Here is a 25,934-nt window from a genome sequence, read left to right as displayed (position 1 = left end):
GAACAGCCTATCAAGTATATGTTGAAAGACAAATAGAACGAGGGGGGCCTGTCGGCGCATCGAAGATGCGCCGTTCACCGGTCGCCGGAGGCGACCGGCCTTTTTAGTGGAGGTTTTTGCTCAAGCGGTCGCGCAAAGCGCGACCCGCCGAGCAAAAAAGTCCGTTAGTAGAACTCGCGGACGAGGTCCATCGCTCCCTCGGGGGCGCCGTCGGTGTCGATGTCGGCCATGTTGCCGTCGACGCCGTGGGACTGTTCGTAGGACTGGGCGTCGTCGTCCTGGTAGAGGATGCCCATGTATTCTTTCTCGCTGTCGAGGATTTTGTCCTTCGCTTGTTCGCGGTCGCTCGGGTCGTACTCCGCGTCTTCGCCACCGAGGTCGACGAGGCTGTCGCGGAAGTAGTCGTAGGTGTCGACGTCGTTGAACGTCACGCACGGGCTGAACGTGTTCACGAGGCTGAAGCCGTCGTGTTCGATGGCTTCCTCGATAATTTCGGTGTGGCGCTGGGCGTGACTGCTGAAGGACTGCGCGATGAAGCTTCCGCCGGCGGAGAGCGCGAGCGCGAGCGGATTGACCGGGGGCTGCTTGGAGCCCTCGGGCGTGGTCGCGGTCTCGAAGTCGGACCGGCTGGTCGGGGACGCCTGGCCCTTGGTGAGGCCGTAGATGCGGTTGTCCATCACGACGTACGTGATGTCGATGTTCCGGCGGACGGCGTGGATGAAGTGACCGACGCCGATGCTGTAGCCGTCGCCGTCGCCGCCCGCGACCATCACTTCGAGGTCGGGGTTGGCGACCTTGACGCCCGTGCCGACGGGGAGCGCGCGCCCGTGGACGCCGTGGAGCGCGTACGAGCGCATGTACGTCCCGATCTTCCCGGAGCACCCGATACCCGCGACGACGAACGTGTCGTCGGGCGCGTTTCCGGTGTTCGCGAGGGCTTTCATCATGCCGTTCATCGTGCCGAAGTCACCGCACCCGGGACACCAGGTGGGCTGCTTGTCGGACTTGAAGTCGGTGAATCTGACGTTGGAGCTCATGCTAGTTCCTCTCGGATGTCCTCGGCGAGTTCGTCCGCCTTGAACTGGACGCCGTTGTACTTGTTCACACGCTTCACGCGGGTAAGCGTGTCGTGCTCGATGAGGTCGGCGAACTGCCCGGTCGCGTTACACTCGACGACGATAACGTCCTCCGCGGCCTCGACGTCCTCGGTGAGGTCGGGGCGCGGGAAGACGTAGGGGACGGAGAGGAAGCGCACGTCCACGTCCTCCTGGTCGAGGTAGTCCATCGCCTCGATGAGCGTCCCTTCGTTGGACCCCCACGAGATGACGAGGTTGTCGGAGTCGGGGTTACCGAACTCGCGGTAGGAGAAGTCCTCTTCCTCCTCGGCGGTGGTGACCTTCTGCTGGCGCTTGTCGACCTGTTCGACGCGCACGTCCACGTCCTCGGTACGGCGGCCGAGTTCGTCGTGCTCGAGGCCCGTGCTCATGTGCACGCCGCCCTCCGTGCCGGGGAAGGCGCGCGGGCTGACGCCGTCGGCGGTGACGGCGTGCGGCTTGAACTGGTCCTTCTCGTTCTGCCACTTCGAGATGTCGTCCTCGTCGACGACCTTCCCGCGGTCGATTTCGACCGCGTCCATGTCGAACTTCTCGGGTTCGAACGTCTGCTCGGTGACCGCCATCGCGAGGTCGGCGGTGAGGTAGACGGGCGTCTGGTACTTCTCCGCGAGGTTGAACGCCTCGATGGTCTTCCAGAAGCACTCCGCGACCGTGGTGGGCGCGAGGACGAACCGCGGAATCTCGCCGTGTCCGCCGTACAGCATCTGGTTCAGGTCGCCCTGCTCCTGCTTCGTCGGCATCCCCGTGCTGGGGCCGGAGCGCATGACGTTCGTGATGACGAGCGGCGTCTCCGAGGTCGCGACCAGGCCGAACGTCTCCGTCATCAGGTCGATACCGGGACCGGAGGTCGCGGTCATCGAGCGAGCGCCGGCGCGCGCCGCGCCGAGCGCCATGTTGATGGCGGCGAGTTCGTCCTCGGCCTGCACGACGTGCCCGCCGAAGTTCTCGATGCGGCCCTTGAGGTACGTCATCACGTCCGTCGCGGGCGTGATGGGGTAGCCGGCGTAGAACTTACAGCCGGCGGCGATGGCGCCCATCCCGATGGCTTCGTCGCCGTTCAGGAGGACGTAGTCGTTGTCCGTGGTTTCGAGGTCGAAGTCGAACGCGAGGTCGAACTCCTCCTCGACGTACTCCGCGCCGAGACGCGCGGCCTTCTTGTTGTTCTCGACGATTTTCTCGCCCTTCCCGCCGAACTTCTTCTCGAGGGATTCGTCGAGGTTCTCGATGGGGAACCCGGCGACCTCACAGACCGCGCCGAGCGCGACGACGTTGCGCATGATGGCGCCGCCCGCGTCCTCCGCGAGCGACTTGAGGGGGACGTCGAGTCCCGTGACCTCGTTGGGCGCTTCGAAGTCGGAGAACTCGGTCCGCTCCCCGTCGTAGATGATGACGCTGCCGTCGTGGAGCTCGTCGAGGTTCTCCTCGACGGTGCGTTCCGTGAGGGCGATGAGGACGTCGAGGCGGTCCACGACGCTGCGGACCTTGTCGACGGACGTTCGTACTTTGTATGCGGTGTAGCCACCTCGGATGCGGGACGCGAAGTCCTTCGAGGTGAAGACGTGCCGGCCGGCGCGCGAGAGCGCCTGTGCGAATATCTTGCCGGTGGAGTCGATTCCATCGCCGGCTTCCCCGCCGATGGCCCAGTTCAGGTCCTCGTGCATGTGGTGTAGGCTTCCGAATCGCCCGGCAAAAAGCCTTCTGAACCCGGTGGAAGACGTGAAAACGAGGTTCGTGTGGATTCGGAAACGATTACTGAACGGGCGTTCGTGTTTCCCGCTCGAACTGTCCGGTCCCGGTCTATTCGAGCGTTGAAATGCCGGTTCGGCCCGAGTTCTGAGTCACCGACTGGGTGACGTGAACCGCGGCCGACGTGACCACTAACACAACTGCTTTCCCCGGCCACGGCAACACGAACGTATGGATACGACGGACGTAGCGGTTCGCGCGGTTCGCGCGGTCGGCCCCGACACCATCGCCATCCAGTTGGACGCGCCCGACGGCTTCGACGCGAAGCCCGGGCAGTTCGTGCAGCTCGCGGTGACCGTGGACGGGAACGAGGAAGCCCGCCACTACACGCTCTCCTCGCCGGACACCGACGACCTCCTCGAAGTCACGGTCGGCGTCGACCCCGACGGCACCGTCGGCCCCTACCTCGAATCCCTCGAACCCGGCGACACCGTCGGCATCAACGGCCCGTTCGGGCACGCGTTCTACGAAGGCGAACGCGAAGTGACGCTCGTCGTCGGCGGCCCCGGCGTCGGCCCCGCGGTCGGCATCGCCGAGCGCGTCGTGCAGGACGGCGGCGAGGTCGCGGTCGTCTATCTCGACGATGTACACGCGCACACGGACCGCCTCGCCAGCCTCGCCGACCACGGCGCGGACGTGTTCCTCGTCGGCGACGACCTCGGGCCCGCGGTGGACGCCGCGCTCGCCGCGGTCGGCGGTCAGGTGTTCGTGTACGGGTTCAGTGACTTCGTGCGAGAGGTCGCGGACCTCCTCGAGGACCGCGGTATCGAGTCCAACGACGCGAAGATAGAATCGTTCGGGTAACGGGGAACGAGTTTAAGTTTTCTCCGACCATTCGTCCACCCAGACCCTGGAATGGACGACCCCGAACACGACGTGAACCGAGTTCTGGACCGACTCGAAGACGTCTACGGGGAGGTACCAGTCCACCGCGAGTCGACGCCCGTTCCGCGCGAGATGTACGTCGAGTGCATGAACGCCGCGGACAACGGCGAACTCGGCGGCACGCGCGTCCTCGTCTCACACGAAAACGAATTCCTCCTCGTCCGCGAGACGGGCGAGGAAGCCTGGGACGCGCCCGGCGGCAGCCTCTCCCGGAACGACACGCACGCCGCCGCCGGCACGCAGTACGTCGCCGACCAAGCGGGAATCGAGTGCACGGTCGTGGACGCGTTCGCGGCCATCGAACGCGAGTTCACGTTGGTCGACGGCGGCGACGGCGTCACCGGCCTCTGGGTGTTCTTCGAGGCCGAGACGTTCGAAACAGACGTCGAACTCGGCCCCGGTATCGAGGACGCGCAGTGGTTCGCGCGACCGCCGGCGGAGGTCGGCCCCCACCTCTCCGAGCGGTTGGCGTCCGCCGCGGGCGACGACTAGTGCTCGACGTACTCCACGAGCACGCCGCCCGTGTCCCGTGGGTGGAGGAACGCGACCGTGTGCCCCCACGCTCCCTCCCGCGGTTCTTCGTCCACGAGTGAGACGCCGTCCTCGCGCGCGTTCGCGAGCGCTGCCTCGATGTCGTCCGTGATGAACGCGACATGGTGCATCCCCGGTCCGTTCTCGTCGAGGTATCTCCCGATAGTCGTCTCCTCGCCCGTGGGTTCGAGGAGTTCGAGGTAGGCGTTCCCGAGGTCGAGAAAGCAGACGTTCATGCCGTCGAACTCCTCCTCGTGGACGATTTCGGCGTCGAACAGCGAGGCGTACTGTGCTGCGAGGCTGGCGGCGTCCTGAGTGGCGACGCCGACGTGGTCGAGACGCATACCGCGAACTGGGGGCGACGCGTGGATAAACCTTAGAGTGCGGTGCCGGGCTGGTACTCGCCGAACACGTCCCGGAGGACGTTACATATCTCGCCGACCGTCGCGTACGCCTTCACGGCGGCGACGATGTGCGGCATGAGGTTCTCGTCGCCCTCCGCGGCCTCGCGGAGCGCCGCGAGTCGCTCCTCGACCTCGCCGTCGTCCCGGTCCTCCTTGACGTCCTCGAGCCCGCCGATCTTGCGCTTCTCGTCCTCCTCGGTGACCTCCTCGATGTCGACTTCGGGTTCGTCGTCCACCTCGAACTCGTTCACGCCGACGATGGTGCGCTCGCCGTCCTCGATCTCCTGCTGGCGCTCGTACGCCACGTCCTGAATCTGGCGCTGCACCCACTGCTGCTGGATGGCGGACAGCATCCCGCCCTTGTCGTCCACGGTGTCGAGGAGGTCGAACGCCTCGTCCTCGATGTCGTCCGTGAGGGATTCGACGTAGTAACTGCCGGCGAGCGGGTCGATGGTGTCCGCCGCGCCCGACTCGTGCGCGAGAATCTGCTGGGTGCGTAGCGCCGTCCGCACCGACTTCTCGGTCGGGAGCGACAGCGCCTCGTCCTTCCCGTTCGTGTGCAGGCTCTGCGTTCCGCCGAGTACGGCGGCGAGCGCCTGGTACGCAACGCGCACGACGTTGTTCTCTATCTGTTGGGCGGTCAGCGTCGACCCCGCGGTCTGCGTGTGGAACTTCAACTGCTTCGACTGCGGGTCGTCCGCGTCGAAGCGTTCCTCCATGATTTGCGCCCACATCCGGCGCGCGGCGCGGAACTTCGCCGCCTCCTCCAAGATGTTGTTGTGGGCGTTGAAGAAGAAGCTGAGCTGGGGCGCGAAGTCGTCCACGTCGAGGCCGGCGTCGAGCGCGGCTTCGACGTACTCGATGCCGTTCCCGAGCGTGAACGCGACCTCCTGCGCGGCCGTCGACCCCGCCTCCCGGATATGGTAGCCCGAAATCGAGATGGTGTTGAAGTTCGGCGTCTCCTGCGCGCAGAACTCGAAGATGTCCGTGATGATTCGCATCGACGGCTCCGGCGGATAGATGTAGGTGTTGCGCGCGACGTACTCCTTGAGCACGTCGTTCTGGATGGTGCCGCGCAACTCCTCGCGGTCGACGCCCTGTTTGTCGCCCACGGCGATGTACATCGCGAGCAACACGCTCGCGGGGGCGTTGATGGTCATCGACGTCGAGACTTCGTCGAGCGGGATGCCGTCGAACACCTTCTCGAAGTCCGCGAGCGTGTCGATGGCGACGCCGGACTTCCCGACCTCGCCCGCGCTCATCGCCGCATCCGAATCGTATCCCATCTGGGTCGGGAGGTCGAACGCCATCGACAGCCCGGACGACCCCTGGTCGATGAGGTAGCGGAAGCGCTCGTTCGTCTCCTCGGGGGTTCCGAAGCCCGCGTACTGCCGCATCGTCCAGAGGCGGCCGCGGTAGCCCGTGGAGTAGACGCCGCGCGTGTAGGGGTCTTCGCCCGGGAACCCGATGTCCTCCCGATAGTCGAGGTCGCTCACGTCGTCCGGCGTGTAGAGGCGGTCGACCGTCTGCCCGCCGGTGTCGGTGTCGAACTCCTCCTTGCGTTCGCCGAACCGGTCGAGCACGGGGTCGAGCGTCTCCGCTTCCCACTCCGATTTCGCCTCGCGGATACTCGCGAGGTCGTCGTCGTCGAACATACCTCGGACGACGAGGGAGACCGCCTTAATGGTTGTACGTTAGGGAACCCACGCGCGCTCAGTCACTTCCATGCGCGTGCCCATCGTGCCCGCTCTCGTTGCCGCCGGTGCGGTGGAGGTAGTAGAGGCCGAGGAATCCGACGGTGGCGAGGACGTTGAGCGCGGCCTTGTAGTTGAGTTCGATGGAGATGCGTTCGACGGTCGCGCTCGCGGGGTCGGGGATGAGACCGAGCAGGTCGAACGCGATGTGGACGGCAACGCCGGTGACGACGGCGGCGACGAATATCATCGCGGAGAGCACGGCGGCGAACGTCGCGCCGTAGTACTCCCGGTACGCCTGCATTATCGGGGGGATGACGAGGTCGGCGTAGATGTATGCGAGCACGCTCCCGAACGGCAGGCCGCGCGTCCAGAGAATCGCGCCGAAGGGGACGTTCCCGACGGAGCAGACGAACGTGACGATACCGACGACGGCGCCGAGTACTGCCGTCCAGACGACGTACGTGTACTCGCCGACGATTGGGCCCGCGAAGATTGACTGCCAGACGGCGTCGGGGACGAAGCCCGCGATGAGGCCGGCGAACACGAACCCGACGGCGATTTCGTCCCAGAGCATCCCCCACTCCTTGAGTTGCTTGTCGGCGAGCGCGCGCCAGCCGGAGAGCGAGGTCGCTTGCTCGACGACGGTCGTGTCGGCGTCCTCGGGGTCCCAGCCGCGCTTGCAGGACGCGGAGCAGAAGTAGTAGGTCGTGCCCTCGTACTCAATGGTGTGTTCGGTCTCGTCGGGGTCGACTTCCATCCCGCAGTTCGGGTCGCGGACGGTGGTGTCGTCCGAGGCGTGCTCGCGCGCGGACTCCACGATTTCGTCCGGAACGAACCGGAACCCGACCGCCATCAGGCCGATGAGGAGGACGCCGCCGACAAAGTTCGCGGCGACGAACTCCCAGCCGAGCAGTATCCAGATGACGAATCCGATTTCGATGACGAGGTTCGTCGACGCGAACATGAACGCGCCGAGGGCCGCCGCGGCGCTCGCGCCCTTCTTGAAGAGGTTCTTGGCCGTGGCGATGGCGGAGTACGAGCACGAGGAGGACACGAACCCGAAGAACGCGCCCGTCCCGAGTTCGCGGACGCCCGACCCCTCTAGGTGTTGGGAGATGTCGTCCTCGGACAGCCACGCCTCGACGCCGCCGGCGATGGCGAACCCGAGCACGAGCGCCCACCACGTTATCCACGCCATCTCCACGGCCGTCCTGACCGTCTCCTCAGCGCCCGTGAGAAGGTACGTGTCGAGCGGTTCCGTCGACGCAATCGCGCCCCCGGCGACGATGAGAACAGCGAACGCCACCAGGATGAGGTAGTCCCGTCGCTCCATACGGAGTACAAGACACGCCCCGTTTACGCCGTTTGGGGCTCAGAATCCGAGGCTGACTCGTGGAAAACCCGGGAGTCGTTAGCCGCCGGTGTCGTACTTGTAGGTCGCGGTGTCCGAGTCGATGCCGAAGTCCTCCGGGGTCTCCTGCGGTTCGCTCTCGCCCTCGTCGGAGCGGAAGCGCCGGCGGAGGCGGCCCGGAACGGAGAACTCATCGGCGTCGAGGAGGAGCGGAACGGCGTCCTCACCCTCCGTCTCCCGGACCTCTGAGAGCCGGCGGACCAGCGGCTCGGGGAGCGTCGACTCGTCGATACGCTCGAACGCGAACTGCTCCATGTAGTCCGGTTCGGTCGTGAGCGAGAAGACGCGGTCGAACCCCTGGTCGTGCGCGGACTCCACGAGGCGTTCGATGACGTGCGCGCCGACACCGCGGCCGCGCCAGTCGGGAAGAACGCCAATGTTCGTGAGTTCGCAGACGGACGAATCGTCGCCCGAGTGAACGCGGAGCCGGCCGAATCCCGCTTTCTTCCCGGTCTCCTCGTCCACGGCGAACACGTAGTCCCGGGAGCGAAAGGCGGGGTCCGGCATTCCGAACTCGTCCAGCCGGTCCAGCAGCCACACCTCCTCGCGTTTCTCCGCGGGCCTGACGTGCATACACGAGACGTCTGGCCCGCGCATCAAAAGCGTTCCTCCGCCCCACCGTCCCAGGATTATAAGATACGGCCGGCAGAATTTGCGCGTATGGAGTCACTCGACGACGTGAACGAGGTCGTCCACGAACCCAGCCCGGAGCTCGTGGAAGCGACGAACGTCCGCGCGTTCATGCGGGAATACGACATCGACAGCGAGGCCGAACTCCGCGAGCGGTCCGCGAACGACCTCGACTGGTTCTGGGGCGAACTCCCCGACTACCTCGGACTCGACTTCTACGAGTCCCCCAAAACAGTTCGGGACGAGTCCGACGGCCCCCAGTTCACCGAGTGGTATCCCGGCGGGTCGCTGAACATCGCGCACAACACTGTCGACCGGCACGCTCGCCGCGACTCAGGCACCCGGAACCACGTCGCCACCATCTGGGAGGGCGAAGACGGAGAAGTCCGCGAGCAGACATTCCACGACGTCTACCGGGAGTCGAACCAGGTCGCGAACGCGCTCAACGAACGCGGCATCGGCGCGGGCGACACCGTCGGCCTCTACATGCCGATGGTGCCCGAGGTCGTCTCCATCCTCTACGGAATCTTCAAGGTCGGTGCGATTGCGGTCCCTATCTTCAGCGGGTTCGGCGTGGACGCGACCGCCACCCGCATCGCCGACGCGGAGTGCAGCGTGCTGTTCACCGGGGACGGATTCCGCCGCCGCGGCAGCAACGTCGCGCTCAAGGGCGGCGCGGACGACGCCATCGAACAAGCGGGACACGTCGAACACACCATCGTCTACGAGCGCCTCGGCGAACAGCGAGAGGAAGACGTGCCGTGGGACGACGACCGCGACGAATGGTGGGCAGACGCCGTCGAAACCCAGTCCGGCGAGTACGACACGAGAGAGATGGCGTCCTCCGACGAGTCGATGCTGCTCTACTCGTCCGGCACGACCGGGAAACCGAAGGGTATCGTGCACACGCACGCGGGCGGCCTCGTCCAACCCGCGAAAGAGATATACTTCAACTTCGACCACAAACCCAGCGACCGGTTCTTCTGGGTGAGCGACATCGGATGGATGATGGGTCCGTGGACGCTCATCGGGAACCACGCGCTCGGCGGCACCGTCGTGATGTACGAGGGCGCGCCCGACCACCCCGAACCGGACCGCTTCTGGGACCTCATCGACACCCACGACGTGACGACGTTCGGCGTCAGCCCCACCGCGATTCGCGCGCTCCGCAAGCACGGCGACGAGTGGCTGGACGGCCACGACCTCTCCAGCCTCCGCATCCTCGGTTCCACGGGCGAACCCTGGGACCCCGAGTCCTGGCGGTGGTTCCACGAACACGTCGGTGGCGGTGACGCGCCCATCATCAACATCTCGGGCGGCACCGAGGTGTTCGGCTGCTTCCTCTCGCCGCTCCCGACTGAACCGCTCAAGCCCTGCACACTCGGCGGCCCCGGCCTCGGGATGGACGTGGACATCGTGAACAGTCAGGGCGAATCCGTCGCGGACACCGGTGAGCGCGGATTCCTCGTCGCACGCGCCTCTTGTCCGTCGATGACGAAGAGCCTCTGGAGCGGCGACGACCGATACCTGGAGGAGTACTGGAGCAGTTTCGAAGACTTGTGGGACCACGGCGACTGGGCGCAGAAGGACGACGACGGGTTCTGGTTCCTGCACGGCCGCGCGGACGACGCGCTCAATATCGCCGGCCGGAAGGTCGGGCCGGCGGAGGTCGAGGGCGCGCTCATCGACCACGACGCGGTCACGCAGGCGGCCGCGGTCGGCGTCCCCGACGACACCACCGGCGAGGCCGTCGTCGCGTACGTCATCCTCGCCGACGGCTACAAGCCATCGGACGCGCTCCGGGAGGAGCTCCGCGAACAGGTCGGCGCGGAACTCGGTAAGCCGTTCAAGCCCCGCGAAATCTTGTTCGTGGACGAATTCCCGAAGACCCAGTCGGGAAAGATCATTCGACGCGCCATCGAGGGCGCGTACACCGGCGAGGACATCGGCGACCTCTCCAGCATCGAGAACCCGGATGCGCTCGCGAAACTGAAAGAAGCCCGCTAGGAAAGACGTCCGCTAGAGGACGCCCGCGAGGTTCTCGGGGTAGACCGTTCGGTCGTCCAAGGAATCGATAGCGACCCACTCGACGGGGAACGTCTCGTCGAGTTCGGGTTCCTCTCCCACGAATTCGTCTCGCTCGTACGGCCAGCGTTCGACCGTCGTTCCCTCGTAGAGCCGCCATATCTCGTGGCCGCGCTCGCCGCCGAACTCGAACGAGCGCTCGAACGTCCCCAACCGTCGCTCGACAGTGAACTCGACGCCGAGTTCCTCCGCGAACTCGCGGGCGACGGCGGCACGGCTGTGTTCGCCGAACTCGAATCCGCCCCCGATGGGGCGGTGGAACGTCTCGTTCGTTTCGGGGTCGTTGTGGCGCGCGAGCAACACCTCGTCGTCGCGTCGGAGGACGCCGAGCGCGACCGGTCGGATGTCCCGCCACGTCTTCTCGGGCATGGACGCCAACCCACCCGCAGAGCGGCTATAAGCTTTCGGGATTCACGGTCGGGTCGACGCTCCGCGATTCGGGTGCGTCGCCCGTGGTGACGGCGACCGTGCCGGTGGCGTCGCTGTCGGGGAGCAGGAGTGTCGCGCCGGCGAGCAGCGGCGCGACGACGCCAGCGACGACCGTTCCGGGCGTGGCGAGGGACGCGCGCACCGCGACCACGTCGCTGCTGTCGTAGTCGAACCGACGCGCCTCATCGAGAAGGACAGCGTGTGTGTAGCGGTCGTCGGTAGCGAGCGCGACCGCGTCGCCGGTGAACGACACCGGCGGAAAGGCGGGGTTCTCGCTCCACACGTCCCGCTCGAAGTGCGCGCGGTTCGGGTCGTCCGGCCGGTCGCCGTACCCGACGTACTGCCCGCCCGCGGGAAGCGACACGTCGTCGAGCGAGTCGGTAGGCGCGACGTACGCGCGAGCGTCGACGTCGCCCGTCGCGCCGAACCGAACGCGCGCGCCGAGCAGGGTCGCGCCGAGGAACGCGAACACGGATTCGGGCGCGCGGTCGTCCGCGACGGCGACCGTCGCGCCCTCGTGGACGCCACGGTGTCGGAGGAAGTTTCCCGTCTTGAACGCCGTCTGCCGGAGTTCGCGGCGGTTGTACTCGCGGGGCGGCGCGCGGAGCGCCGCGGACTCGGGGAGGTCGTTCACGAGGTCGTACAGCGTCTCCATACAGGGCGAAGACGCCACTCGCCGTTAAACCAACGCACTTTGGGGCTTGCACACCACCGTTTCTGGGCGCGTCGCACGTGCACGTGCTGAGTTATCCAGATGGGCGTTCGCGGCTTCGTACACGGGCCGGTGGTGGTTTCGCGAAGTCCGTGTCCGGCAATCGTCAGTAGATACCGGCCGCTGGTTCCGGCTTCCTACGTCAACATTCGCGTCGAAATATCGGAAAAGACTGACCGCGTTCGTGGCGCGTCGCGCAGCTCTCGACCGCGTGAGACGCTCCTATAGGGAGTTCTTGAGTTTCTCGAAGAATCCCTGTTCGACCTCGATTTCCTCGCCGCCGGCTTCGGCGAAGGCTTCGAGGGCCTCCTGTTGTTCCTCGTTGAGGCTGTCCGGGGTGACGACCTGGACGGTGACGTAGAGGTCGCCGTGGCCGCGGCCGCGGAGGTGGGGCATACCCTTGCCTTGGAGGCGGAAGCGTTCGCCGCTCTGGGTGCCACCGGGGAGGTCGAATTCGGCGGTGCCGGTGACGGTCGGGACTTCGATGGTGTCGCCGAAGGTGGCCTGCGGGAAGCTGATTGCGTGGCGGTGGTGGAGGTCGTCGCCGTCGCGTTCGAAGTCCGGGTGGTCGGCGACCTCGACTTCGATGAGGAGGTCGCCGTTGGGTGCGCGTTGGTCGCCGGGCGCGCCCTCGCCGTCCATGCGGAGAGTTTGGCCGCTCCGGATGCCGGCGGGGACGTTCACGGTGAGCGTGGCCTCGCGTTCGACTTCACCCTGGCCGCTGCACGTGCTGCAGTTCTCGCTGTAGATGTCTCCCTCGCCGCCGCAGCGACGGCACGTCTGAGTCTGCTGGACGCGCCCGAGCGGCGTCTGCTGGGTGCGCGTCGTCTGCCCCTGACCGTTACACTCCGGGCACGTCCGCACGTCGGCGTCCTCGGGGTGGCCGGAGCCGCCGCAGTCCGGGCACGCTTCGGGTCGCCGGACCGTGATCTGTTTCTCGACGCCCTGGTAGGCGTCCTCTAGGTCGACGCTGAGCCGCGTGCGGAGGTCCTGACCGGGCTGCGGGCCGCCACGGCCGCCGCGGCCCTGGCCGCCCATCCCGCCGAAGAACTGCTCGAAGATGTCGTTCATCCCGCCAGCACCTCCCTGGCCGCCGAACGGACCGCCAGCGCCGCCCATGCCGCCGGCGCCGCCGCCCTGGCCGTCGAACCCGCCGCGTTTCTCCGCCTGCGTGAACCGCTCGTGGCCGAGCTGGTCGTACGCCTGCCGCTTCTCGTCGTCCGTCAGAACTTCCTTCGCCTGCTGGAGTTTCTTGAACTGCTCCTCGGCGTCGGGTTCGTCGCTCACGTCGGGGTGATACTTCTTCACCTGCTCTCGGTACGCCTCCTGTATCTCGGACTCGTCGGCGTCCCGACTCACCCCGAGCACGTCGTAGTAGCTCTCAGTCATCGATGCTGACGAGTGAACGGATGGTTAGTTGTCCTCGTCCGCGTCGTCCGTCGCGTCCTGTCCGGCGGACGAATCAGTCTCGGAGTCGTCGACGTCCTCGAAGTCGGCGTCGACGAACTCGTCGCCGTCACCGCCTTCCGCGCCCATGCCGCCGGGGCCGGCCTGACCGCCCATGCCGCCCATCCCGCCGGGACCAGCGCCGGCGCCGCCGGCCGCACCGGCCTGCGCCTGCTGTTGCTGGTAGGCCTGCTTGCCGATCTCCTGCAGCGTCTCGGTCAGGTCCTCGGTGGCGGATTCGAGGTCGTCGGTGCTGGCGTCCTCCTCGTCGAGTACGTCCTCGACGTCCGAGATTGCAGCCTCGACTTCCTCGCGGGTGTCGTCGTCCACGAGTTCGTCGTTCTCGTTGAGGAGTTTGTTCGCGCGCTGCACCGCGGACTCGGCCTCGTTCCGGGCCTCGATGTGCTTGCGACGTTCTTCGTCTTCTTCCTCGTGCTTCTCGGCTTCCTCCTGCATGCGCTCGATCTCGTCGTCGCTGAGACCGGCGCCGCCCTCGATGGTGATGTCTTCCTTGTTGCCCGACCCCTGGTCTTCGGCTTCGACGTTGACGATACCGTCGGCGTCGATGTTGAACGTCACTTCGATCTGGGGCGTGCCGGCGGGCGCGGGCGGGATGCCGGAGAGCTGGAAGGCGCCGAGGAGTTCGTTCTCTTCGGCGATTTCGCGCTCGCCCTGGAACACGCGAATCTGGACCGAGGTCTGGTTGTCGGCGGCGGTGGTGAACACCTTCGACGCCTCGGTCGGGATGGTGGTGTTCTTCTCGATGAGGCGCTCGAACAGCCCGCCCTTCACCTCAATACCGAGGCTGAGGGGCGTGACGTCGAGGAGAACGATGTCGTCGACTTCGCCGGAGAGCACGCCGCCCTGCACGGCCGCGCCGAGCGCGACGGCCTCGTCGGGGTTGACGTTCTTCTTCGGTTCCTGACCGGCGAGTTCCTCGACCTTCTCCTGCACCTGCGGCATCCGGGTCGAGCCACCGACCAGCACGACCTCGTCGATGTCGTCCTTGGAGAGGTCGGCGTCCGCGAGCGCCTGCTCCGTCGGGCCGACCGTGCGCTCGATGAGGTCGGACGTGAGGGATTCGAACTTCGCCCGCGTCAGGTCCTTCTCCAGGTGAACGGGGCCGGAGTCGGTCGCGGTGATGAACGGGAGGTTTATCGTCGTCTCCTTTCGACTGGAGAGTTCGATTTTCGCTTCCTCTGCGGCGTCCTTGAGCCGCTGGAGGCTCTGACGGTCGTCGCGAAGGTCGATACCGTGTTCGTCCTCGAACTCGTCGGCGAGCCATTCGATGATGGCTTCGTCCCAGTCGTCGCCGCCGAGGTCGTTGTCGCCGTTGGTGGCGCGGACCTCGTGGTAGCCTTCGGCCATTTCGAGGACGGACACGTCGAACGTGCCGCCGCCGAGGTCGTAGACGAGAATCGTCTTCTCGTCGCCCTCGTTGAACCCGTACGCCATCGAGGCGGCGGTGGGTTCGTTGATGATGCGTTCGACTTCGAAGCCCGCGATTTCGCCGGCGTCCTTCGTCGCCTGACGCTGGCGGTCGTTGAAGTACGCAGGGACGGTGATGACCGCCTTCTCGATGTCGTCGCCGAGGTAGTCCTCGGCGTCGCGCTTGATCTTCTGGAGGATCATCGCGGACACCTGTTCGGGCGTGTACTCCTCGCCGTCGAGTTCGACCGTGTAGTCGTCCTCGCCCATGTGGCGCTTGATGGACGCGACGGTCTCGTCGGGGTTCTGGACTGCCTGGTTCTTCGCGGGTTTGCCGATGAGGCGTTCCCCGTCGTCGAACGCGACGACGGAGGGCGTGGTGCGGTCGCCCTCAGAGTTCACGATGATTTCGGGGTCCCCTCCCTCCATCACGGCGAACGCGCTGTTCGTGGTACCGAGGTCGATACCGAGAATTTTCTCGCTAGCCATCTTGGTAGCGAATAAGCCGCGCGTTTCGTTTAAACCTTGCTAGTGTGAACGCCTACCACGACCGCCGTACTCCGCGAAAACAAGCGTTTCGAGCGGAGTAGCCGGCCGGCGTCACTACCTTTATGTCGAAGCGGTAGGCTACTCGTCGGCGACCGTGACCTGCGCCGGCCGCAGCACCTTCCCGCCCATCTCGTAGCCGGGCCGATAGACGTCCACGACGGTTCCAGCGGGCTGGTCGCTCTCGACGCGCATCATAACCTCGTGGCGGTTCGCGTCCACGTCCGTCCCGGGATCGGGCGCGATTTCCTCGACGCCTTCGTTTTCGAGCACGCGGTCGAACTCGGAGAGCGTCATCTCCACGCCCTCCCGGAGCGAGTCCGCGTCGTCCGTGTCCTCGTCGAGCGCTCGCGCGAGGTTGTCCCGGACGTCCAGGAGGTCCTCGACGAGGCCCTCGGTCGCGCGCTCCTCTATCTGTGCCTGCTTCTTCTTCGCGCGCTTCTTGTAGTTCTGGAAGTCCGCCTGCACGCGCTGCGCGCGCTCCTCCAAGTCCGCGACTTCCGCTTCGAGGGATTCGTTCTCGGCGCGGAGGTCCGTCGCCTCCGCCGAGAGTTCTTCGACCTCGGCGGCGAGCGCGTCGTCGTACTCGGCCACGCGCTCGGCGAGCGTCTGGTCGGACGCGCTTGCGCCCGCTGCGGCCTGCTCGTCGGCGCTGGTGGCTTCCTCGTCACTCATACTCCGTGTCTGGGCCGCCCGCGCGTATAAGGATTTCAGAACGCCACGAGAAAAGCCCATTAGCGGGCACGCCCCAGTGGCGGTATGAGCGACACGGACCCCGAGCTAACTGCAACAGGCGTCGGCGTGGGTATCGCTATCGGGCTCTCTATCGGCGTCGCGCTCGGCGTCGCCCTCGACAACCTCGCGCTCTGGATGGGCGTCGGCGTCGCGATGGGTATCTCCTTCTCACTCGCGTTCTCGCAGGCGTTCGCGGACGAGGACACGGACGAAGAGGCGGACGACCGAACGCAGTGATTCGACTCGCGTTCGAGGACGGGACGGTGCGGGTCGAGGGCGCGAGCGAACGCGACCTTCCCGGCGTGGAGTCGGACGACCGGACGGAGACGGGGCGCGCGCCCGCCCACCGGTACGCCGAAATTCGAGATACGCTGGACGAGGCCGGTGTTCCGTACGAGGACGACGTAATGCGTGACGCGCCGCTCGACGTGGCTTCGCCGTACGAACTCCGGGACTACCAGCGCGAGGCCATCGAGGCGTGGCGGGACGCGAACCGGCGGGGCGTGCTCGAACTCCCGACGGGGTCCGGCAAGACCGTCATCGGCGTGAAGGCCATCGAATCGGTCGGGCGGAGCGCGCTGGTCGTCGTGCCGACCATCGACTTGCTCGTGCAGTGGCGCGAGGAACTCGAAGCGGAGTTCGACGTGCCCGTCGGACAGCTCGGCGGCGGCGAGCAGGTCGTGGAGGACCTCACGGTCGCGACGTACGACTCGGCGTACCTGCGCGCGGACGATCTCGGCGACCGGTTCGGCTTGCTCGTGCTGGACGAAGTCCATCACCTCGGCGGCGAGGGCTACCGGGACATCGGACGGCTGTTCGCCGCGCCGGCGCGCCTCGGCCTCACCGCGACGTTCGAGCGCCCGGACGGCGCACACGAAGTCATCGAGGAGTTGGTCGGCCCGGTCGTCTACCGGCTCTCGCCGGACGATCTGGCGGGCACGCACCTCGCGGACTACGACATCAAGCGCCGGTCGGTCCCGCTCACGGACGAAGAACGCGAGCGCTACGAGGAGGCGCAGGGGACGTTCACGGACTACCTTCAGTCGTCGAACATCCAGTTCCGGTCGGGGAGCGACTACCAGGAACTCGTGAAGCGCTCCGGGAGCGACCCCGAGGCCCGCGAGGCGTTGCTGGCGAAACAGCGCGCCCGCGAAATCGTTCAGGAGTCGGAGAACAAGGTCCGGGAGTTGGCGTCGATTCTCGACCGCCACCGCGGGGACCGAATCATCGTGTTCACGGCGTCAACGGACCTCGTCTACCGGCTGAGCGAGCGCTACCTGATTCCGGCCATCACGCACGAGACGAGCGCGGCGGAGCGCCGGCGGGTGCTGGAGGCGTTCCGGCGCGGCGATTACTCGCGGGTGGTGACGGCGAACGTGCTCGACGAGGGCGTGGACGTGCCGGACGCGAACGTCGCCGTGGTGTTCGCGGGGTCGGGGAGCGAGCGCGAGTTCACCCAGCGACTCGGCCGCGTGCTCCGCCCGAAGGAGGACGGCGGGCGGGCGCTGCTCTACGAACTCGTCTCCGAGGACACGGCGGAAGAACGGGTGGCGGCGCGGCGACGCTAGTCGTCGTCCTCGGCGCGGCGGACCGTCGCGGTCGCGCTGAACGAGTTTACTTCGCTGTACTGCACGCCGTACGGCACCGTGACGATGCGGGTCGCGTGTGCGTCGAGCGTGACCTGTCGGAGTTCCACCGACTTCTCGCCGTTCAGTTCCGCGGTGACGTAGACGATGCCGGACTGGGTGGTGTCGCCGGTGTTCGTCACGGTGACCTCGGCGGCGATCGACCCGTTCTCGGCCTCGACGATTGTGGTGCCGTTCGTGGAGAGCGTGAACTCGGAGTCTCCGCCGGACGAACAGCCGGCGAGTCCGCCCGCGACGGCGACGGCCGCGCCGCGCCGGAGGAACGCGCGTCGATTCATACGAGTGGGTTCCGGCGTCCGCGGAAAATACTTTCTGTCAGGCTTTTACGCGCCGCCGGTCTACTCGCGGGTGTGCTGACGAAGGACCTGCTGCGGGTGTCCCGGCGGGGCGGCGGCTACCAGCCGCGGTTCGCGGACGCGGGGAGCGAGGCGCTCGCGGCGCGCGTGCTCGGCACCTATCAGGGACACGTCGGGGAACCCCGGCAGGCGCTCGACGACGCGCTCACCGACCTCGAACGCGAGGCGGACGATTTCAAGCTCGTCCGGGGGTTCGCGGCGCTCGTCGAGCGGGACGCGGAGTTCGAGACGCGGGCGGATGTGGACCCGGAGCGCGCTCGCCGCGCCGCGTTCCGTGCCGCAGCGGACGTGGGCGTCGTCACCGAGAGCGAGCGGGAGACGGCGCTCGCCGAGGCCGCCGCCCGTCTCGACGTGTCGGCGGACACGCTCGACCGCGCGCTGTATGCGGACCGCGAGTCCCGGCAGGTGCTCGCGACGGTGGACGCGCGGTGGACGCCGAGCGAACTCGTGGCGCAGTACAACCTCTCGCTCGCACAGACGGCGCTGTTCGACGCAACCGAAGTCCGGGTGCGCACGAGCGACCCGCGCGGACTGGTGTCCGCGGTGAAGCGCCTCGGCCTGCTGTACGAACTCGTGAAGACCGAGGACGGCCGCGAGGTCGTGCTCACCGGACCGGACGCGCTGTTCCGCGCGACCCGGCGGTACGGCACCCGGTTCGCCAGGGTGCTGCGGGCGGTCGCGGACGCCGACGACTGGCGCCTCGAAGCGACCATCGACGACCGCGGCACCGAACGCCGTCTCGTCCTGTCGAGCGACGACCCCGTGCGCGTGCCGGGCGTCGAACCCGTGACGGACGTATCCTACGACAGCGGCGTGGAGCGCGAGTTCGCGGCGGCGTTCGAGGGACTCGACCTCGACTGGACGCTCGTCCGCGAACCCGACGTGCTCGACGCCGGCGACCGCGTGATGATTCCGGACTTCGCGTTCGAGTACGACCACGCGGACTTCGAAGTGCTGTTCGAGATTATGGGGTTCTGGACCCCCGAGTACGTCGAGAAGAAACTCGAGCAGTTGGACGCCGTGGAGGAGGAACTGCTCGTCGCGGTGGACGAGTCGCTCGGCGCGGGCGAGGACATCGAGGTTCGGGACCACCGCGCGATTCCGTACTCGGGGTCGGTGCGCGTGAAGGACGTGGTTCGGGAGTTGCGGGCGTACGAGGACGACTTGGTCGCGGACGCCGCGGCGGAGTTGCCGGGCGAACTCCGGCCGGACGCGGACGTGGTCACGCTCGCGGCGCTCGCCGACGAACACGGCGTGAGCGAGGACGCAATCGAGCGCGTGGAGTTCCCCGAGCACGAGCGAGTGGGCCGGACGCTCGTCCGCCCTCGCGTACTCGACGCAATCGACGAGGAACTCGAAGCGGAGATGGCGTTCGCGGACGCCGAAGACGTGCTCGACGCGCACGGGGTTTCGGACGCGAGCGCCGTGCTCTCCGAACTCGGCTATCGAGTCGCGTGGGAGGGACTCGGCGGCGGAACCCTCGAAACGCGCTAGAACTCGCGGCGCCGTCCCTTCGGCACCATCGACTGGAGCGACCCGTAGGTGAACAGGCCGACGCCGATTGGTTCGACGCCGCCCGCGATGTCGTGCGCAGCGACGAGGTAGCCCCAGTCCCCGTCCCAGTCCACCTCCTGGTCCTCGCCCGCGAGGAACCGCTCGGCCTTCTCGCGGTCGAGGACCACGACGTTCCGCGTCGCCTTCTGACAGAACCGCTGGACGCCCGCCGTCGTCGGCTTCCAGTGCTCCTGGCGCGTCCGCAGGACGTTCAGTCCGAGCGCCTCAACGGGAATCGGCGGGTCCGGGTTCGCGGGGAGCGCCCACACCCGGCCAGCACCCTTCTCCCAGAACGTGTACCCGTCGAAAATCGAGGGTTCGACGCCGAACCGGTCCGTCCACCACTCCACCACCGCCTTCCGGGACGGCCGGCCCTCGACCTCGCGGTCGGCCGCCGTCTCGGGAAGCCGGTCGAACTGCGTGCTGTCGTTGTCTCTCATAGCGTGAGTTTCGCCGCGAAGAACCCGCCCGTGTCGTTCTGGTGCGGGTAGAAGCGCTTCGCGTTCGCCAGCGACTCGTCGTACGATTCCCCGTCCCACTCGGTGAGGCCGTCGTCGTGGTCGAGCGCGATGTCGTACGGCTCCACGGAGAGCGCGTCGAACTCGCCCAATACGCCGTCCACGACGGCCTCGTTCTCCTCGGGCGCGAACGTGCACGTCGAGTACACGACGGTGCCGCCCTCGCGCGTGAGTTCGACCGCGCGGCGGAGGATGTCCGCCTGCAGTCGCGCGAGGTTTCGGCTCGCGCTCGGACTCGCCTCGTCCAGCGCGTCGAGATTCTTCCGAATCGTCCCCTCGCACGTACACGGCGCGTCCACGAGCACGCGGTCGAACTGCTCGACGTCCACCACGGATGGGTCGAAACGGCGCGCGTCCGCGTTTGTCACCGCCGCGCACGTGACGCCGAGGCGGTCGGCGTTCCCGCGGAGCGCCGACAGCCGGCCGAGGTTGTCGTCGTTCGCCACCAGGAGCCCCGTGTCGTCCATCAGGTCGGCGAGCTGCGTCGCCTTGCTCCCCGGCGCGGCGCACGTGTCCCAGACCGCGTCACCGGGCTGGGGGTCGAGGACGCGCGCCGGAATCGCCGACACCTCCTCCTGGCCGTGCACCCAACCGTGGACGTACGGCCACGTGTTCCCCGGTTTCTCCGTGTCGACTTCGAGAACGCGGTCGCTCCAGTCGCGGCGCGTCACCGCCACGCCGTCCGCCTCGAACGCCTCCACCGCGCGCTCCACGCTCCCCGTGATTCCGTTCACGCGAACCACGGTCGGGAGCGGGCGCTCGCACGCGTCGAGGAACGCCTCGAAGTCGTCGATAATCGACTCGTACCGCCGCAGAGCCTCCATTACTAGCGAGGTGGGCGAGCGCGCGCTAATGCGTTTCGCCTCCGCCCCACGAATTATGTGTCCGCCGCGCGTCCCCCCAGTATGGCCCGAGTTCGCGAGAAGACGGACGTGTCCCTCGACGAGCCGATGCTCGTGGAAGGACTGCCTGGCGTCGGACTGGTCGGGAAGATCGCGACCGACCTCATCGTCGACCAGTTCGACATGGCGTACGTCGCCAGCATCGACGCCGACGGCATCCCCCGCGTCGCCATCTACGACGAGGACAAACGCGGCATCGAGCCGCCCGTGCGCATCTACGCCGACGAGGAACGCGACCTCCTCGCGCTCCAGAGTGACGTTCCCGTCTCCCGCACCGCCGCCGTGGACTTCGCCGACAGCGTCACCAACTGGCTCACCGACGTGGACGCGACGCCGCTCTACCTCAGTGGCCTCCCGATAGAGGACCAGACGCCGGACGAGATTCCGGACATCTACGGAATCGCCACCGGCAACGCCGCCAGCCTCCTCGACGAACAGGACATCCCGCTTCCACCCGAGCGCGGCGTCGTCGGCGGCCCTACCGGCGCACTCCTCAATCGCGCCGCCGAGACCCACCTCGACGCCGTCGGCCTCGTCGTGGAGAGCGACCCCCAGTTCCCCGACCCAACCGCCGCCAACCGACTCATCACGAACGGCATCGAACCCATCACCGGCGTCAGCGTCAACACCGAAGAGCTCGTCGACCGCGCCGAAGAGATTCGCGAGCAGAAGGAGAAACTCGCCCAGCGCATGCAGCAGGCCGGCGAGGAGGAGTCCAGTCAGGCCCAGCCGATGCGGATGTTCCAATGAACTTTTTTACGGCAAGCGGTCGCGCTCCGCGCGACCCGCGCCGTAAAAACCTTCACTAATCGCGAGACACAACGTGTCTCGCTATACAGCCAGAACGCTGGGCGTTCTGGCGATAAAAACACGGTCGCCTTCGGCGACCGGGAATCTCGCGCTTCGCGCGAGAACGAGACGGCTGACGGATGTTCAGCGAGCGTCTCGAGCGGCAGGCGGCGAGCGTTTATCAGTGATGGCGCGGCCAGTCGCGGCCATGAATTGACGACTGGGTCGTGTCGGAGTGCGAAACCGGCGGGGACGCTGGCACGACGAAGGGAGTCGCCGCCTGTTCGCAGTTCCTGAAGCCGTAGGTTTATACGGATTCTCGCCGCGTGCGTACGTATGACGGAGTTCTCCGAGCGCGTGGAGTCGATATCCATCAGTGGTATCCGGGAAGTGTTCGAGGCGGCGAGCGAGGACGCCATCAACCTCGGAATCGGCCAACCGGACTTCCCGACGCCGCAGCACGCGCGGGACGCCGCCGTCGACGCGATTCAGGCCGGGAAGACGGACGGCTACACGTCGAACTACGGGATTCCCGAGCTCCGGTCGGCGATTCGGGAGAAGCACGCTCGCGACAACGACGTGACGGTGCCGGAGAACGGCGTCGTCGCCACGGCCGGCGGAAGCGAAGCGCTCCACCTCGCGCTGGAGGCGCACGTCGACGCGGGCGAGGAAGTGCTGTTCCCCGACCCCGGGTTCGTCGCGTACGACGCGCTCACGAAGCTCGCGGGCGGCGAACCGGTGCCGCTCCCGCTCCGCGACGACCTGACGCTCGACCCCGAGACCGTCGAGGAGAACATCACGGAGGACACCGCGGCGTTCGTCGTGAACAGCCCCGGGAACCCCACGGGTGCGGTGTCGCCGCCCGAGGACATGCGGGAGTTCGCGCGCATCGCGGACGAGTACGACGTGCTCTGCATCAGCGACGAGGTGTACGAACACATCGTCTTCGACGGGGAGCACCGCAGCCCCCTCGAATTCGCGGAGTCGGACAACGTCGTCGTGGTGAACGCGTGCTCGAAGACGTACTCGATGACTGGCTGGCGGCTCGGCTGGGTCGTCGGGAGCGAGCGACGCGTCGACCGCATGGTCCGCGTCCACCAGTACGTTCAGGCGTGTGCGAGCGCGCCAGCCCAGTACGCCGCGGAAGCCGCGCTCGCCGGACCCCAGGAGCCGGTCACGGAGATGGTCGAGGCGTTTGAGGAGCGGCGGAACGTCCTGCTCGACGGCCTCGAAGACATGGGGTTGGACGTGCCGACGCCCTCCGGTGCGTTCTACGCGTTCCCGAAGGTCCCCGACGGCTGGGTCGACGCTGTGATGGACGAGGGCGTCGTCGCCGTGCCCGGCGAGGCGTTCGGGGAGCGCGGCGCGGGGTACGCGCGACTCTCGTACGCGAACGGTGTCGAGAACATCAAGGAAGCCGTCGCGCGGATGCGTCGCGCGACGGAACGCGTCCGCTAACTAACCGTCTCCCGGTCCTCCGCTCGGTATGAAGCTTGCGCGACACGCGGACGGGAGCGGGGGTCGCGGCGCGGCGGCAGCGCTGGCCTCGCAGGTACATCCGGTGTTCATGCTCCCGCCGGTCGCCGTCTCGGTGTTCGGCGGCGTGCTCGCTGCCGACTTCTCGCTGCTCCGTGCGACCGTGTTCGCTGGAGCGGTGTTCTGCAGCGTCTACACCGCGCACGTCACGGACGGCTACGTGGACTTCTACGTGCGCGGCGAGGACGACTCGCATCCGCTCACGCCGCGCGGGTGCGCCGTCGGGTTCGCGCTCGGAACGCTCGGATTCTTGGTCGCCGCACTCGCGCTCGCCGCGCTCGTCGGTCCGGTGGCCGCCCTGTTCGCCGTTCCGGGCTGGGTGCTCGCGGTGTCGCACGCGACCGTCCTCGACACGAATCCGGTCGGAGCGACTGTCGGCTACCCGCTCGGTGTCGCGCTCGCGCTCCTCGGCGGGTTCTACGCGCAGTCTCGAACGGTGAGCGCGCTGGCGCTGTCGTTCGCGGGCGTCTTCCTCGTCGTCCTCGCCGGCGTGAAGGTCGTGGACGACGCACAGGACTACGCGTACGACCGACGTATCGACAAGCGCACGGTCGCCGTCGTGCTTGGACGGCGGCGCGCCCGCCGGGTCGCGTACGGACTGATGACCGCGGGACTGGTCGGTGTGGGCGTGTTCGCCGCAGTCGCGGTGTTCCCGCCGAGCGCGGTCGGCGCGGTCGGCGTCTTCGCCGCCGTAGCCGCCGTCGCGTCCCGCGCGGACGCCGACGTGGCGACTATGCTCCTCGTCCGGGGGTCGTATCTCTTCCTCGCGGCGCTCCTGCTCGCCGTGTGGTTGCGGCCGTTCGCGTAGCGGTCGGTACGCATTACTCCGTCCGGGCGCAGAACGTGGGTATGGAAGTCGCGTTACTCACGGTCGGCGACGAACTCCTCGCGGGGGAGACGGAGAACACGAACGCGTCCTGGCTCTCGCGTCGCCTCACGGAGCGCGGCGCGACGGTGACGCGCGTGCTCGTCGTGCCGGACGACCACGACGCCATCGCGTCCTACACGCGCGAGTGGCGCGAGTCGTTCGATGCCGTCGTCGTCACGGGCGGCCTCGGCGGAACACCGGACGACGTGACGATGGACGCGGTCGCGGACGCGGTCGGCCGCGAGGTCACCGTGAGCGACGAGGCGAAAGAGCAGGTGGTCGAGACGGCGAACGCGTTCGCCGACGACAACCCCGAGTTGGTGGACGCCTACGACCTCGACCTCGATTTGGACGCGTGGTCGAGCGTCCCGGAGGGAGCGCGCGTCGTCCCGAACGACGCTGGACTCGCCCCCGGCGCGGTCGTCGACTCCGTCTACGTTCTCCCCGGCGTGCCCTCGGAGATGCAAGCTGTCTTCGAGCGGATGGTCGACGACTTCGGCGGCGACGCGCTCTCGGAGACCGTCTACACGCCCGCTCCGGAGGGTGCGCTCACCGGCCGACTCGAAACCCTCCGCGACGAATTCGACGTGACTGTCGGCAGCTATCCCGCGACTGACGAACCGAACCGCATCAAAGTCACCGGCACCGACACCGAGGAAGTCGAACGCGCCGCCCAATGGGTTCGCGAGAACGTCGAAATCATCGAAGACTGAGAATTACTTCGCGGTGCTGACAATCTTGATGACGTCGCCTTCTTCGAGTTCGTAGGCGTCGGAGACTTCCATGCTGGTCTTGGCGTCGACGGCGTGGAGGTAGCCGTCGCCGATGTCCGAGTGGACGGCGTACGCGAGGTCGACCGGAGTGCTGCCGCGGGGGAGGAGGTGGGCGTCGGGGAGGACGTTCCCCTGGCCGTCCGTCCACTTCGAGGCGTCCTGGACGGGGTAGGCGGTGATGTGGTCGAGCAGGCCGTAGACGGCGTGGTCGAGCGCGGCCTGGACGCCGGTGCCGCCGTACTCGTCCATCGTGTCGGAGAGCGCGTCGAGGAGCGCGCGCTGGTCGTCCGGCACGTCGCCGACGAGTTCGAATGATTCGTCGCCGGGGTCGTAGTCGACTGCGCCGGCCTCGGCGCCGCGCCGGAGCGCGAGCTCGCCCTGCGCGGTCGCGGGAATCACGGGCTTGTCGAGCGAGCGCAGCGCCTCGACGTTCTCCGCGGGCGCGGCGTCGATCTTGTTCGCGACGACGACAATCGGTTTCGTGCGCTCGCGGACGAGGCTGGCGAGCGCTTCGCGGTGGTCGTCCTCCCACGCCATCGGACTCTCCGGGTAGTCGAGTTCGCGGAGGCAGGCCGCCACGTCGTGTTCGGTCGCGCCGAATCCCGTGAGGAGGTCGGTGAGGGCGTCGTCCATGTCGAACCCGGGGCTTCGGGACTGGCGCTCGACGGTCTCCCAGTTCCGGTCGATGATGCCGGCGAGCCAGAGGTCCATCTCGTGTTCGATGAAGTCGATGTCTTCGAGGGGGTCGTGGCTCCCGATTTCGACGGGTTCGCCCTCGGCGTTCGTGCCGCCCGTGGCGTCGACGACGTTCAGGATGGCGTCGGCGTTCGTGAGTTCGTCGAGGAACTGATTCCCGAGACCCTTCCCCTCGTGCGCGCCCGGAACGAGACCCGCCACGTCGAGCAACTCGACGGGGACGTAGCGTTTCCCGTCGTGGCAGTGTTCGTGCCCGCAGCGCTCGTCGCGTTCGAGACACGGACAGTCGGTGCGGGCGTGGGTGACGCCGCGGTTCGCGTCGATGGTCGTGAACGGGTAGTTCGCCACGTCCACGTCCGCCATCGTCACCGCCGTGTAGAAGGTCGACTTGCCGGCGTTCGGCTTCCCGGCGAGCGCGAGAGAGAGCATAGCCCGAGTAGTCACAGCGCCGAAGAAGGGCTTTCGGTTGCTGACAATCGCCACAAGGGATATTCGG

25 protein-coding genes are annotated in these 25,934 nt (G+C 67.3%); 10 read left to right on the top strand and 15 right to left on the bottom strand.

Annotated features, from left to right (window positions below; translation table 11 throughout):
• Nucleotides 1-164: 164 nt before the first annotated feature.
• Together ACOZ4O_RS12985 and ACOZ4O_RS12980 are read right to left on the bottom strand one after the other, a co-directional pair.
• Nucleotides 165-1,037: a 2-oxoacid:ferredoxin oxidoreductase subunit beta gene (locus ACOZ4O_RS12985; protein ID WP_424525901.1), complete on the bottom strand. Its 873-nt coding sequence runs from the start codon at nt 1,035-1,037 to the stop codon at nt 165-167.
• Entirely contained in the window at nt 1,034-2,776 is a 1,743-nt protein-coding gene (locus ACOZ4O_RS12980) for a 2-oxoacid:acceptor oxidoreductase subunit alpha (protein ID WP_424525899.1), read from the bottom strand. The genes ACOZ4O_RS12985 and ACOZ4O_RS12980 overlap by 4 nt, the downstream gene beginning before the upstream one ends.
• A 256-nt stretch (nt 2,777-3,032) precedes the next feature.
• Between ACOZ4O_RS12980 and ACOZ4O_RS12975 the strand changes: the two genes are divergently transcribed.
• Nucleotides 3,033-3,665, top strand: coding sequence for a ferredoxin--NADP reductase (locus ACOZ4O_RS12975; protein WP_424525897.1), 633 nt, complete (start codon nt 3,033-3,035; stop codon nt 3,663-3,665).
• A gap of 51 nt (nt 3,666-3,716) precedes the next feature.
• Complete coding sequence (locus tag ACOZ4O_RS12970; RefSeq protein WP_424525895.1) at nt 3,717-4,238, top strand: hypothetical protein; 522 nt, start codon at nt 3,717-3,719, stop codon at nt 4,236-4,238.
• Here the strand turns inward: ACOZ4O_RS12970 and mce are convergent.
• The 4 genes from mce to ACOZ4O_RS12950 form a co-directional block, all read right to left on the bottom strand.
• Nucleotides 4,235-4,621 (bottom strand): methylmalonyl-CoA epimerase, encoded by a 387-nt coding sequence (mce, locus tag ACOZ4O_RS12965; protein ID WP_424525893.1) that lies wholly within the window; start codon nt 4,619-4,621, stop codon nt 4,235-4,237. The two genes, ACOZ4O_RS12970 and mce, sit on opposite strands and share 4 nt — an antisense overlap.
• A gap of 32 nt (nt 4,622-4,653) precedes the next feature.
• Entirely contained in the window at nt 4,654-6,336 is a 1,683-nt protein-coding gene (locus tag ACOZ4O_RS12960; RefSeq protein WP_424525891.1) for an acyl-CoA mutase large subunit family protein, read from the bottom strand.
• A 58-nt stretch (nt 6,337-6,394) separates the two neighbouring features.
• Entirely contained in the window at nt 6,395-7,711 is a 1,317-nt protein-coding gene (locus ACOZ4O_RS12955; RefSeq protein WP_424525889.1) for a permease, read from the bottom strand.
• Between the two features lie 78 nt (nt 7,712-7,789).
• A complete protein-coding gene (locus ACOZ4O_RS12950) occupies nt 7,790-8,362 on the bottom strand; it encodes a GNAT family N-acetyltransferase (RefSeq protein WP_424525887.1) in 573 nt (190 codons plus the stop codon).
• Between the two features lie 87 nt (nt 8,363-8,449).
• Between ACOZ4O_RS12950 and ACOZ4O_RS12945 the strand changes: the two genes are divergently transcribed.
• Nucleotides 8,450-10,426: an AMP-binding protein gene (locus ACOZ4O_RS12945; protein ID WP_424525885.1), complete on the top strand. Its 1,977-nt coding sequence runs from the start codon at nt 8,450-8,452 to the stop codon at nt 10,424-10,426.
• 12 nt (nt 10,427-10,438) lie between these two features.
• On the opposite strand, the gene ACOZ4O_RS12940 is transcribed toward ACOZ4O_RS12945, so the two are convergent.
• The 5 genes from ACOZ4O_RS12940 to grpE form a co-directional block, all read right to left on the bottom strand.
• Nucleotides 10,439-10,873, bottom strand: coding sequence for an NUDIX hydrolase (locus ACOZ4O_RS12940; RefSeq protein WP_424525883.1), 435 nt, complete (start codon nt 10,871-10,873; stop codon nt 10,439-10,441).
• Nucleotides 10,874-10,898: 25 nt separating this feature from the next.
• Nucleotides 10,899-11,588 carry a hypothetical protein gene (locus tag ACOZ4O_RS12935; RefSeq protein WP_424525881.1) on the bottom strand — a complete coding sequence of 230 codons (690 nt, stop codon included), beginning with the start codon at nt 11,586-11,588 and terminating at the stop codon, nt 10,899-10,901.
• 279 nt (nt 11,589-11,867) lie between these two features.
• On the bottom strand, nt 11,868-13,034 hold the full coding sequence (gene dnaJ / locus ACOZ4O_RS12930; RefSeq protein ID WP_424525879.1) for a molecular chaperone DnaJ: 1,167 nt from the start codon (nt 13,032-13,034) through the stop codon (nt 11,868-11,870).
• A gap of 24 nt (nt 13,035-13,058) precedes the next feature.
• Nucleotides 13,059-15,008: a molecular chaperone DnaK gene (dnaK, locus tag ACOZ4O_RS12925; protein ID WP_424525877.1), complete on the bottom strand. Its 1,950-nt coding sequence runs from the start codon at nt 15,006-15,008 to the stop codon at nt 13,059-13,061.
• A 138-nt stretch (nt 15,009-15,146) separates the two neighbouring features.
• Nucleotides 15,147-15,800, bottom strand: coding sequence for a nucleotide exchange factor GrpE (grpE, locus tag ACOZ4O_RS12920; RefSeq protein WP_424525875.1), 654 nt, complete (start codon nt 15,798-15,800; stop codon nt 15,147-15,149).
• Nucleotides 15,801-15,824: 24 nt separating this feature from the next.
• Here grpE and ACOZ4O_RS12915 point away from each other — a divergent pair, with 24 nt between their 5' ends.
• Both ACOZ4O_RS12915 and ACOZ4O_RS12910 read left to right on the top strand, forming a co-directional pair.
• The gene (locus ACOZ4O_RS12915) at nt 15,825-16,037 is read left to right on the top strand and encodes a hypothetical protein (RefSeq protein WP_424525873.1); all 213 of its coding nucleotides are present in this window, start codon (nt 15,825-15,827) and stop codon (nt 16,035-16,037) included.
• Nucleotides 16,034-17,368, top strand: coding sequence for a DEAD/DEAH box helicase family protein (locus tag ACOZ4O_RS12910; protein WP_424525871.1), 1,335 nt, complete (start codon nt 16,034-16,036; stop codon nt 17,366-17,368). Before ACOZ4O_RS12915 ends, ACOZ4O_RS12910 begins: the two co-directional genes overlap by 4 nt.
• Here the strand turns inward: ACOZ4O_RS12910 and ACOZ4O_RS12905 are convergent.
• A complete protein-coding gene (locus tag ACOZ4O_RS12905; RefSeq protein WP_424525869.1) occupies nt 17,365-17,724 on the bottom strand; it encodes a hypothetical protein in 360 nt (119 codons plus the stop codon). The two genes, ACOZ4O_RS12910 and ACOZ4O_RS12905, sit on opposite strands and share 4 nt — an antisense overlap.
• A 72-nt stretch (nt 17,725-17,796) precedes the next feature.
• On the opposite strand from ACOZ4O_RS12905, the gene ACOZ4O_RS12900 reads away from it, so the two are divergent.
• A complete protein-coding gene (locus tag ACOZ4O_RS12900; protein ID WP_424525867.1) occupies nt 17,797-19,296 on the top strand; it encodes a DUF790 family protein in 1,500 nt (499 codons plus the stop codon).
• Here the strand turns inward: ACOZ4O_RS12900 and ACOZ4O_RS12895 are convergent.
• Entirely contained in the window at nt 19,293-19,796 is a 504-nt protein-coding gene (locus ACOZ4O_RS12895; RefSeq protein WP_424525865.1) for a DUF7122 family protein, read from the bottom strand. The two genes, ACOZ4O_RS12900 and ACOZ4O_RS12895, sit on opposite strands and share 4 nt — an antisense overlap.
• Nucleotides 19,793-20,698 (bottom strand): RsmB/NOP family class I SAM-dependent RNA methyltransferase, encoded by a 906-nt coding sequence (locus tag ACOZ4O_RS12890; protein ID WP_424525863.1) that lies wholly within the window; start codon nt 20,696-20,698, stop codon nt 19,793-19,795. Before ACOZ4O_RS12890 ends, ACOZ4O_RS12895 begins: the two co-directional genes overlap by 4 nt.
• Before the next feature lie 81 nt (nt 20,699-20,779).
• Here ACOZ4O_RS12890 and ACOZ4O_RS12885 point away from each other — a divergent pair, with 81 nt between their 5' ends.
• The 4 genes from ACOZ4O_RS12885 to ACOZ4O_RS12870 all read left to right on the top strand — a co-directional run bounded on the left by ACOZ4O_RS12885 (nt 20,780) and on the right by ACOZ4O_RS12870 (nt 24,682).
• Entirely contained in the window at nt 20,780-21,526 is a 747-nt protein-coding gene (locus ACOZ4O_RS12885) for a proteasome assembly chaperone family protein (protein ID WP_424525861.1), read from the top strand.
• A 375-nt stretch (nt 21,527-21,901) separates the two neighbouring features.
• Entirely contained in the window at nt 21,902-23,023 is a 1,122-nt protein-coding gene (locus tag ACOZ4O_RS12880; RefSeq protein WP_424525859.1) for a pyridoxal phosphate-dependent aminotransferase, read from the top strand.
• Between the two features lie 28 nt (nt 23,024-23,051).
• Nucleotides 23,052-23,909 (top strand): UbiA family prenyltransferase, encoded by an 858-nt coding sequence (locus ACOZ4O_RS12875; RefSeq protein WP_424525857.1) that lies wholly within the window; start codon nt 23,052-23,054, stop codon nt 23,907-23,909.
• Nucleotides 23,910-23,950: 41 nt separating this feature from the next.
• Nucleotides 23,951-24,682 carry a competence/damage-inducible protein A gene (locus ACOZ4O_RS12870; protein WP_424525855.1) on the top strand — a complete coding sequence of 244 codons (732 nt, stop codon included), beginning with the start codon at nt 23,951-23,953 and terminating at the stop codon, nt 24,680-24,682.
• A 3-nt stretch (nt 24,683-24,685) separates the two neighbouring features.
• Here ACOZ4O_RS12870 and ACOZ4O_RS12865 read toward each other — a convergent pair whose 3' ends face one another.
• Entirely contained in the window at nt 24,686-25,867 is a 1,182-nt protein-coding gene (locus ACOZ4O_RS12865; protein ID WP_424525853.1) for a redox-regulated ATPase YchF, read from the bottom strand.
• Nucleotides 25,868-25,934 lie beyond the last annotated feature (67 nt).

Source organism: Salarchaeum japonicum, from assembly GCF_049705945.1.
GTDB classification, from domain to species: Archaea; Halobacteriota; Halobacteria; order Halobacteriales; family Halobacteriaceae; genus Salarchaeum; species Salarchaeum japonicum_A.
Note: the sequence above shows the minus strand (reverse complement) of the source record. Positions and strands in the feature narration are given on the sequence as shown.

Bases quoted from the DNA above. Each gene is read 5' to 3' on its own strand.
- ACOZ4O_RS12985 (WP_424525901.1), bottom strand. From the start codon at position 1,037: ATGAGCTCCAACGTCAGATTCACCGACTTCAAGTCCGACAAGCAGCCC.
- ACOZ4O_RS12980 (WP_424525899.1), bottom strand. From the start codon at position 2,776: ATGCACGAGGACCTGAACTGGGCCATCGGCGGGGAAGCCGGCGATGGA.
- ACOZ4O_RS12975 (WP_424525897.1), top strand. From the start codon at position 3,033: ATGGATACGACGGACGTAGCGGTTCGCGCGGTTCGCGCGGTCGGCCCC.
- ACOZ4O_RS12970 (WP_424525895.1), top strand. From the start codon at position 3,717: ATGGACGACCCCGAACACGACGTGAACCGAGTTCTGGACCGACTCGAA.
- mce (WP_424525893.1), bottom strand. From the start codon at position 4,621: ATGCGTCTCGACCACGTCGGCGTCGCCACTCAGGACGCCGCCAGCCTC.
- ACOZ4O_RS12960 (WP_424525891.1), bottom strand. From the start codon at position 6,336: ATGTTCGACGACGACGACCTCGCGAGTATCCGCGAGGCGAAATCGGAG.
- ACOZ4O_RS12955 (WP_424525889.1), bottom strand. From the start codon at position 7,711: ATGGAGCGACGGGACTACCTCATCCTGGTGGCGTTCGCTGTTCTCATC.
- ACOZ4O_RS12950 (WP_424525887.1), bottom strand. From the start codon at position 8,362: ATGCACGTCAGGCCCGCGGAGAAACGCGAGGAGGTGTGGCTGCTGGAC.
- ACOZ4O_RS12945 (WP_424525885.1), top strand. From the start codon at position 8,450: ATGGAGTCACTCGACGACGTGAACGAGGTCGTCCACGAACCCAGCCCG.
- ACOZ4O_RS12940 (WP_424525883.1), bottom strand. From the start codon at position 10,873: ATGCCCGAGAAGACGTGGCGGGACATCCGACCGGTCGCGCTCGGCGTC.
- ACOZ4O_RS12935 (WP_424525881.1), bottom strand. From the start codon at position 11,588: ATGGAGACGCTGTACGACCTCGTGAACGACCTCCCCGAGTCCGCGGCG.
- dnaJ (WP_424525879.1), bottom strand. From the start codon at position 13,034: ATGACTGAGAGCTACTACGACGTGCTCGGGGTGAGTCGGGACGCCGAC.
- dnaK (WP_424525877.1), bottom strand. From the start codon at position 15,008: ATGGCTAGCGAGAAAATTCTCGGTATCGACCTCGGTACCACGAACAGC.
- grpE (WP_424525875.1), bottom strand. From the start codon at position 15,800: ATGGGCTTTTCTCGTGGCGTTCTGAAATCCTTATACGCGCGGGCGGCC.
- ACOZ4O_RS12915 (WP_424525873.1), top strand. From the start codon at position 15,825: ATGAGCGACACGGACCCCGAGCTAACTGCAACAGGCGTCGGCGTGGGT.
- ACOZ4O_RS12905 (WP_424525869.1), bottom strand. From the start codon at position 17,724: ATGAATCGACGCGCGTTCCTCCGGCGCGGCGCGGCCGTCGCCGTCGCG.
- ACOZ4O_RS12895 (WP_424525865.1), bottom strand. From the start codon at position 19,796: ATGAGAGACAACGACAGCACGCAGTTCGACCGGCTTCCCGAGACGGCG.
- ACOZ4O_RS12890 (WP_424525863.1), bottom strand. From the start codon at position 20,698: ATGGAGGCTCTGCGGCGGTACGAGTCGATTATCGACGACTTCGAGGCG.
- ACOZ4O_RS12885 (WP_424525861.1), top strand. From the start codon at position 20,780: ATGGCCCGAGTTCGCGAGAAGACGGACGTGTCCCTCGACGAGCCGATG.
- ACOZ4O_RS12880 (WP_424525859.1), top strand. From the start codon at position 21,902: ATGACGGAGTTCTCCGAGCGCGTGGAGTCGATATCCATCAGTGGTATC.
- ACOZ4O_RS12875 (WP_424525857.1), top strand. From the start codon at position 23,052: ATGAAGCTTGCGCGACACGCGGACGGGAGCGGGGGTCGCGGCGCGGCG.
- ACOZ4O_RS12870 (WP_424525855.1), top strand. From the start codon at position 23,951: ATGGAAGTCGCGTTACTCACGGTCGGCGACGAACTCCTCGCGGGGGAG.
- ACOZ4O_RS12865 (WP_424525853.1), bottom strand. From the start codon at position 25,867: ATGCTCTCTCTCGCGCTCGCCGGGAAGCCGAACGCCGGCAAGTCGACC.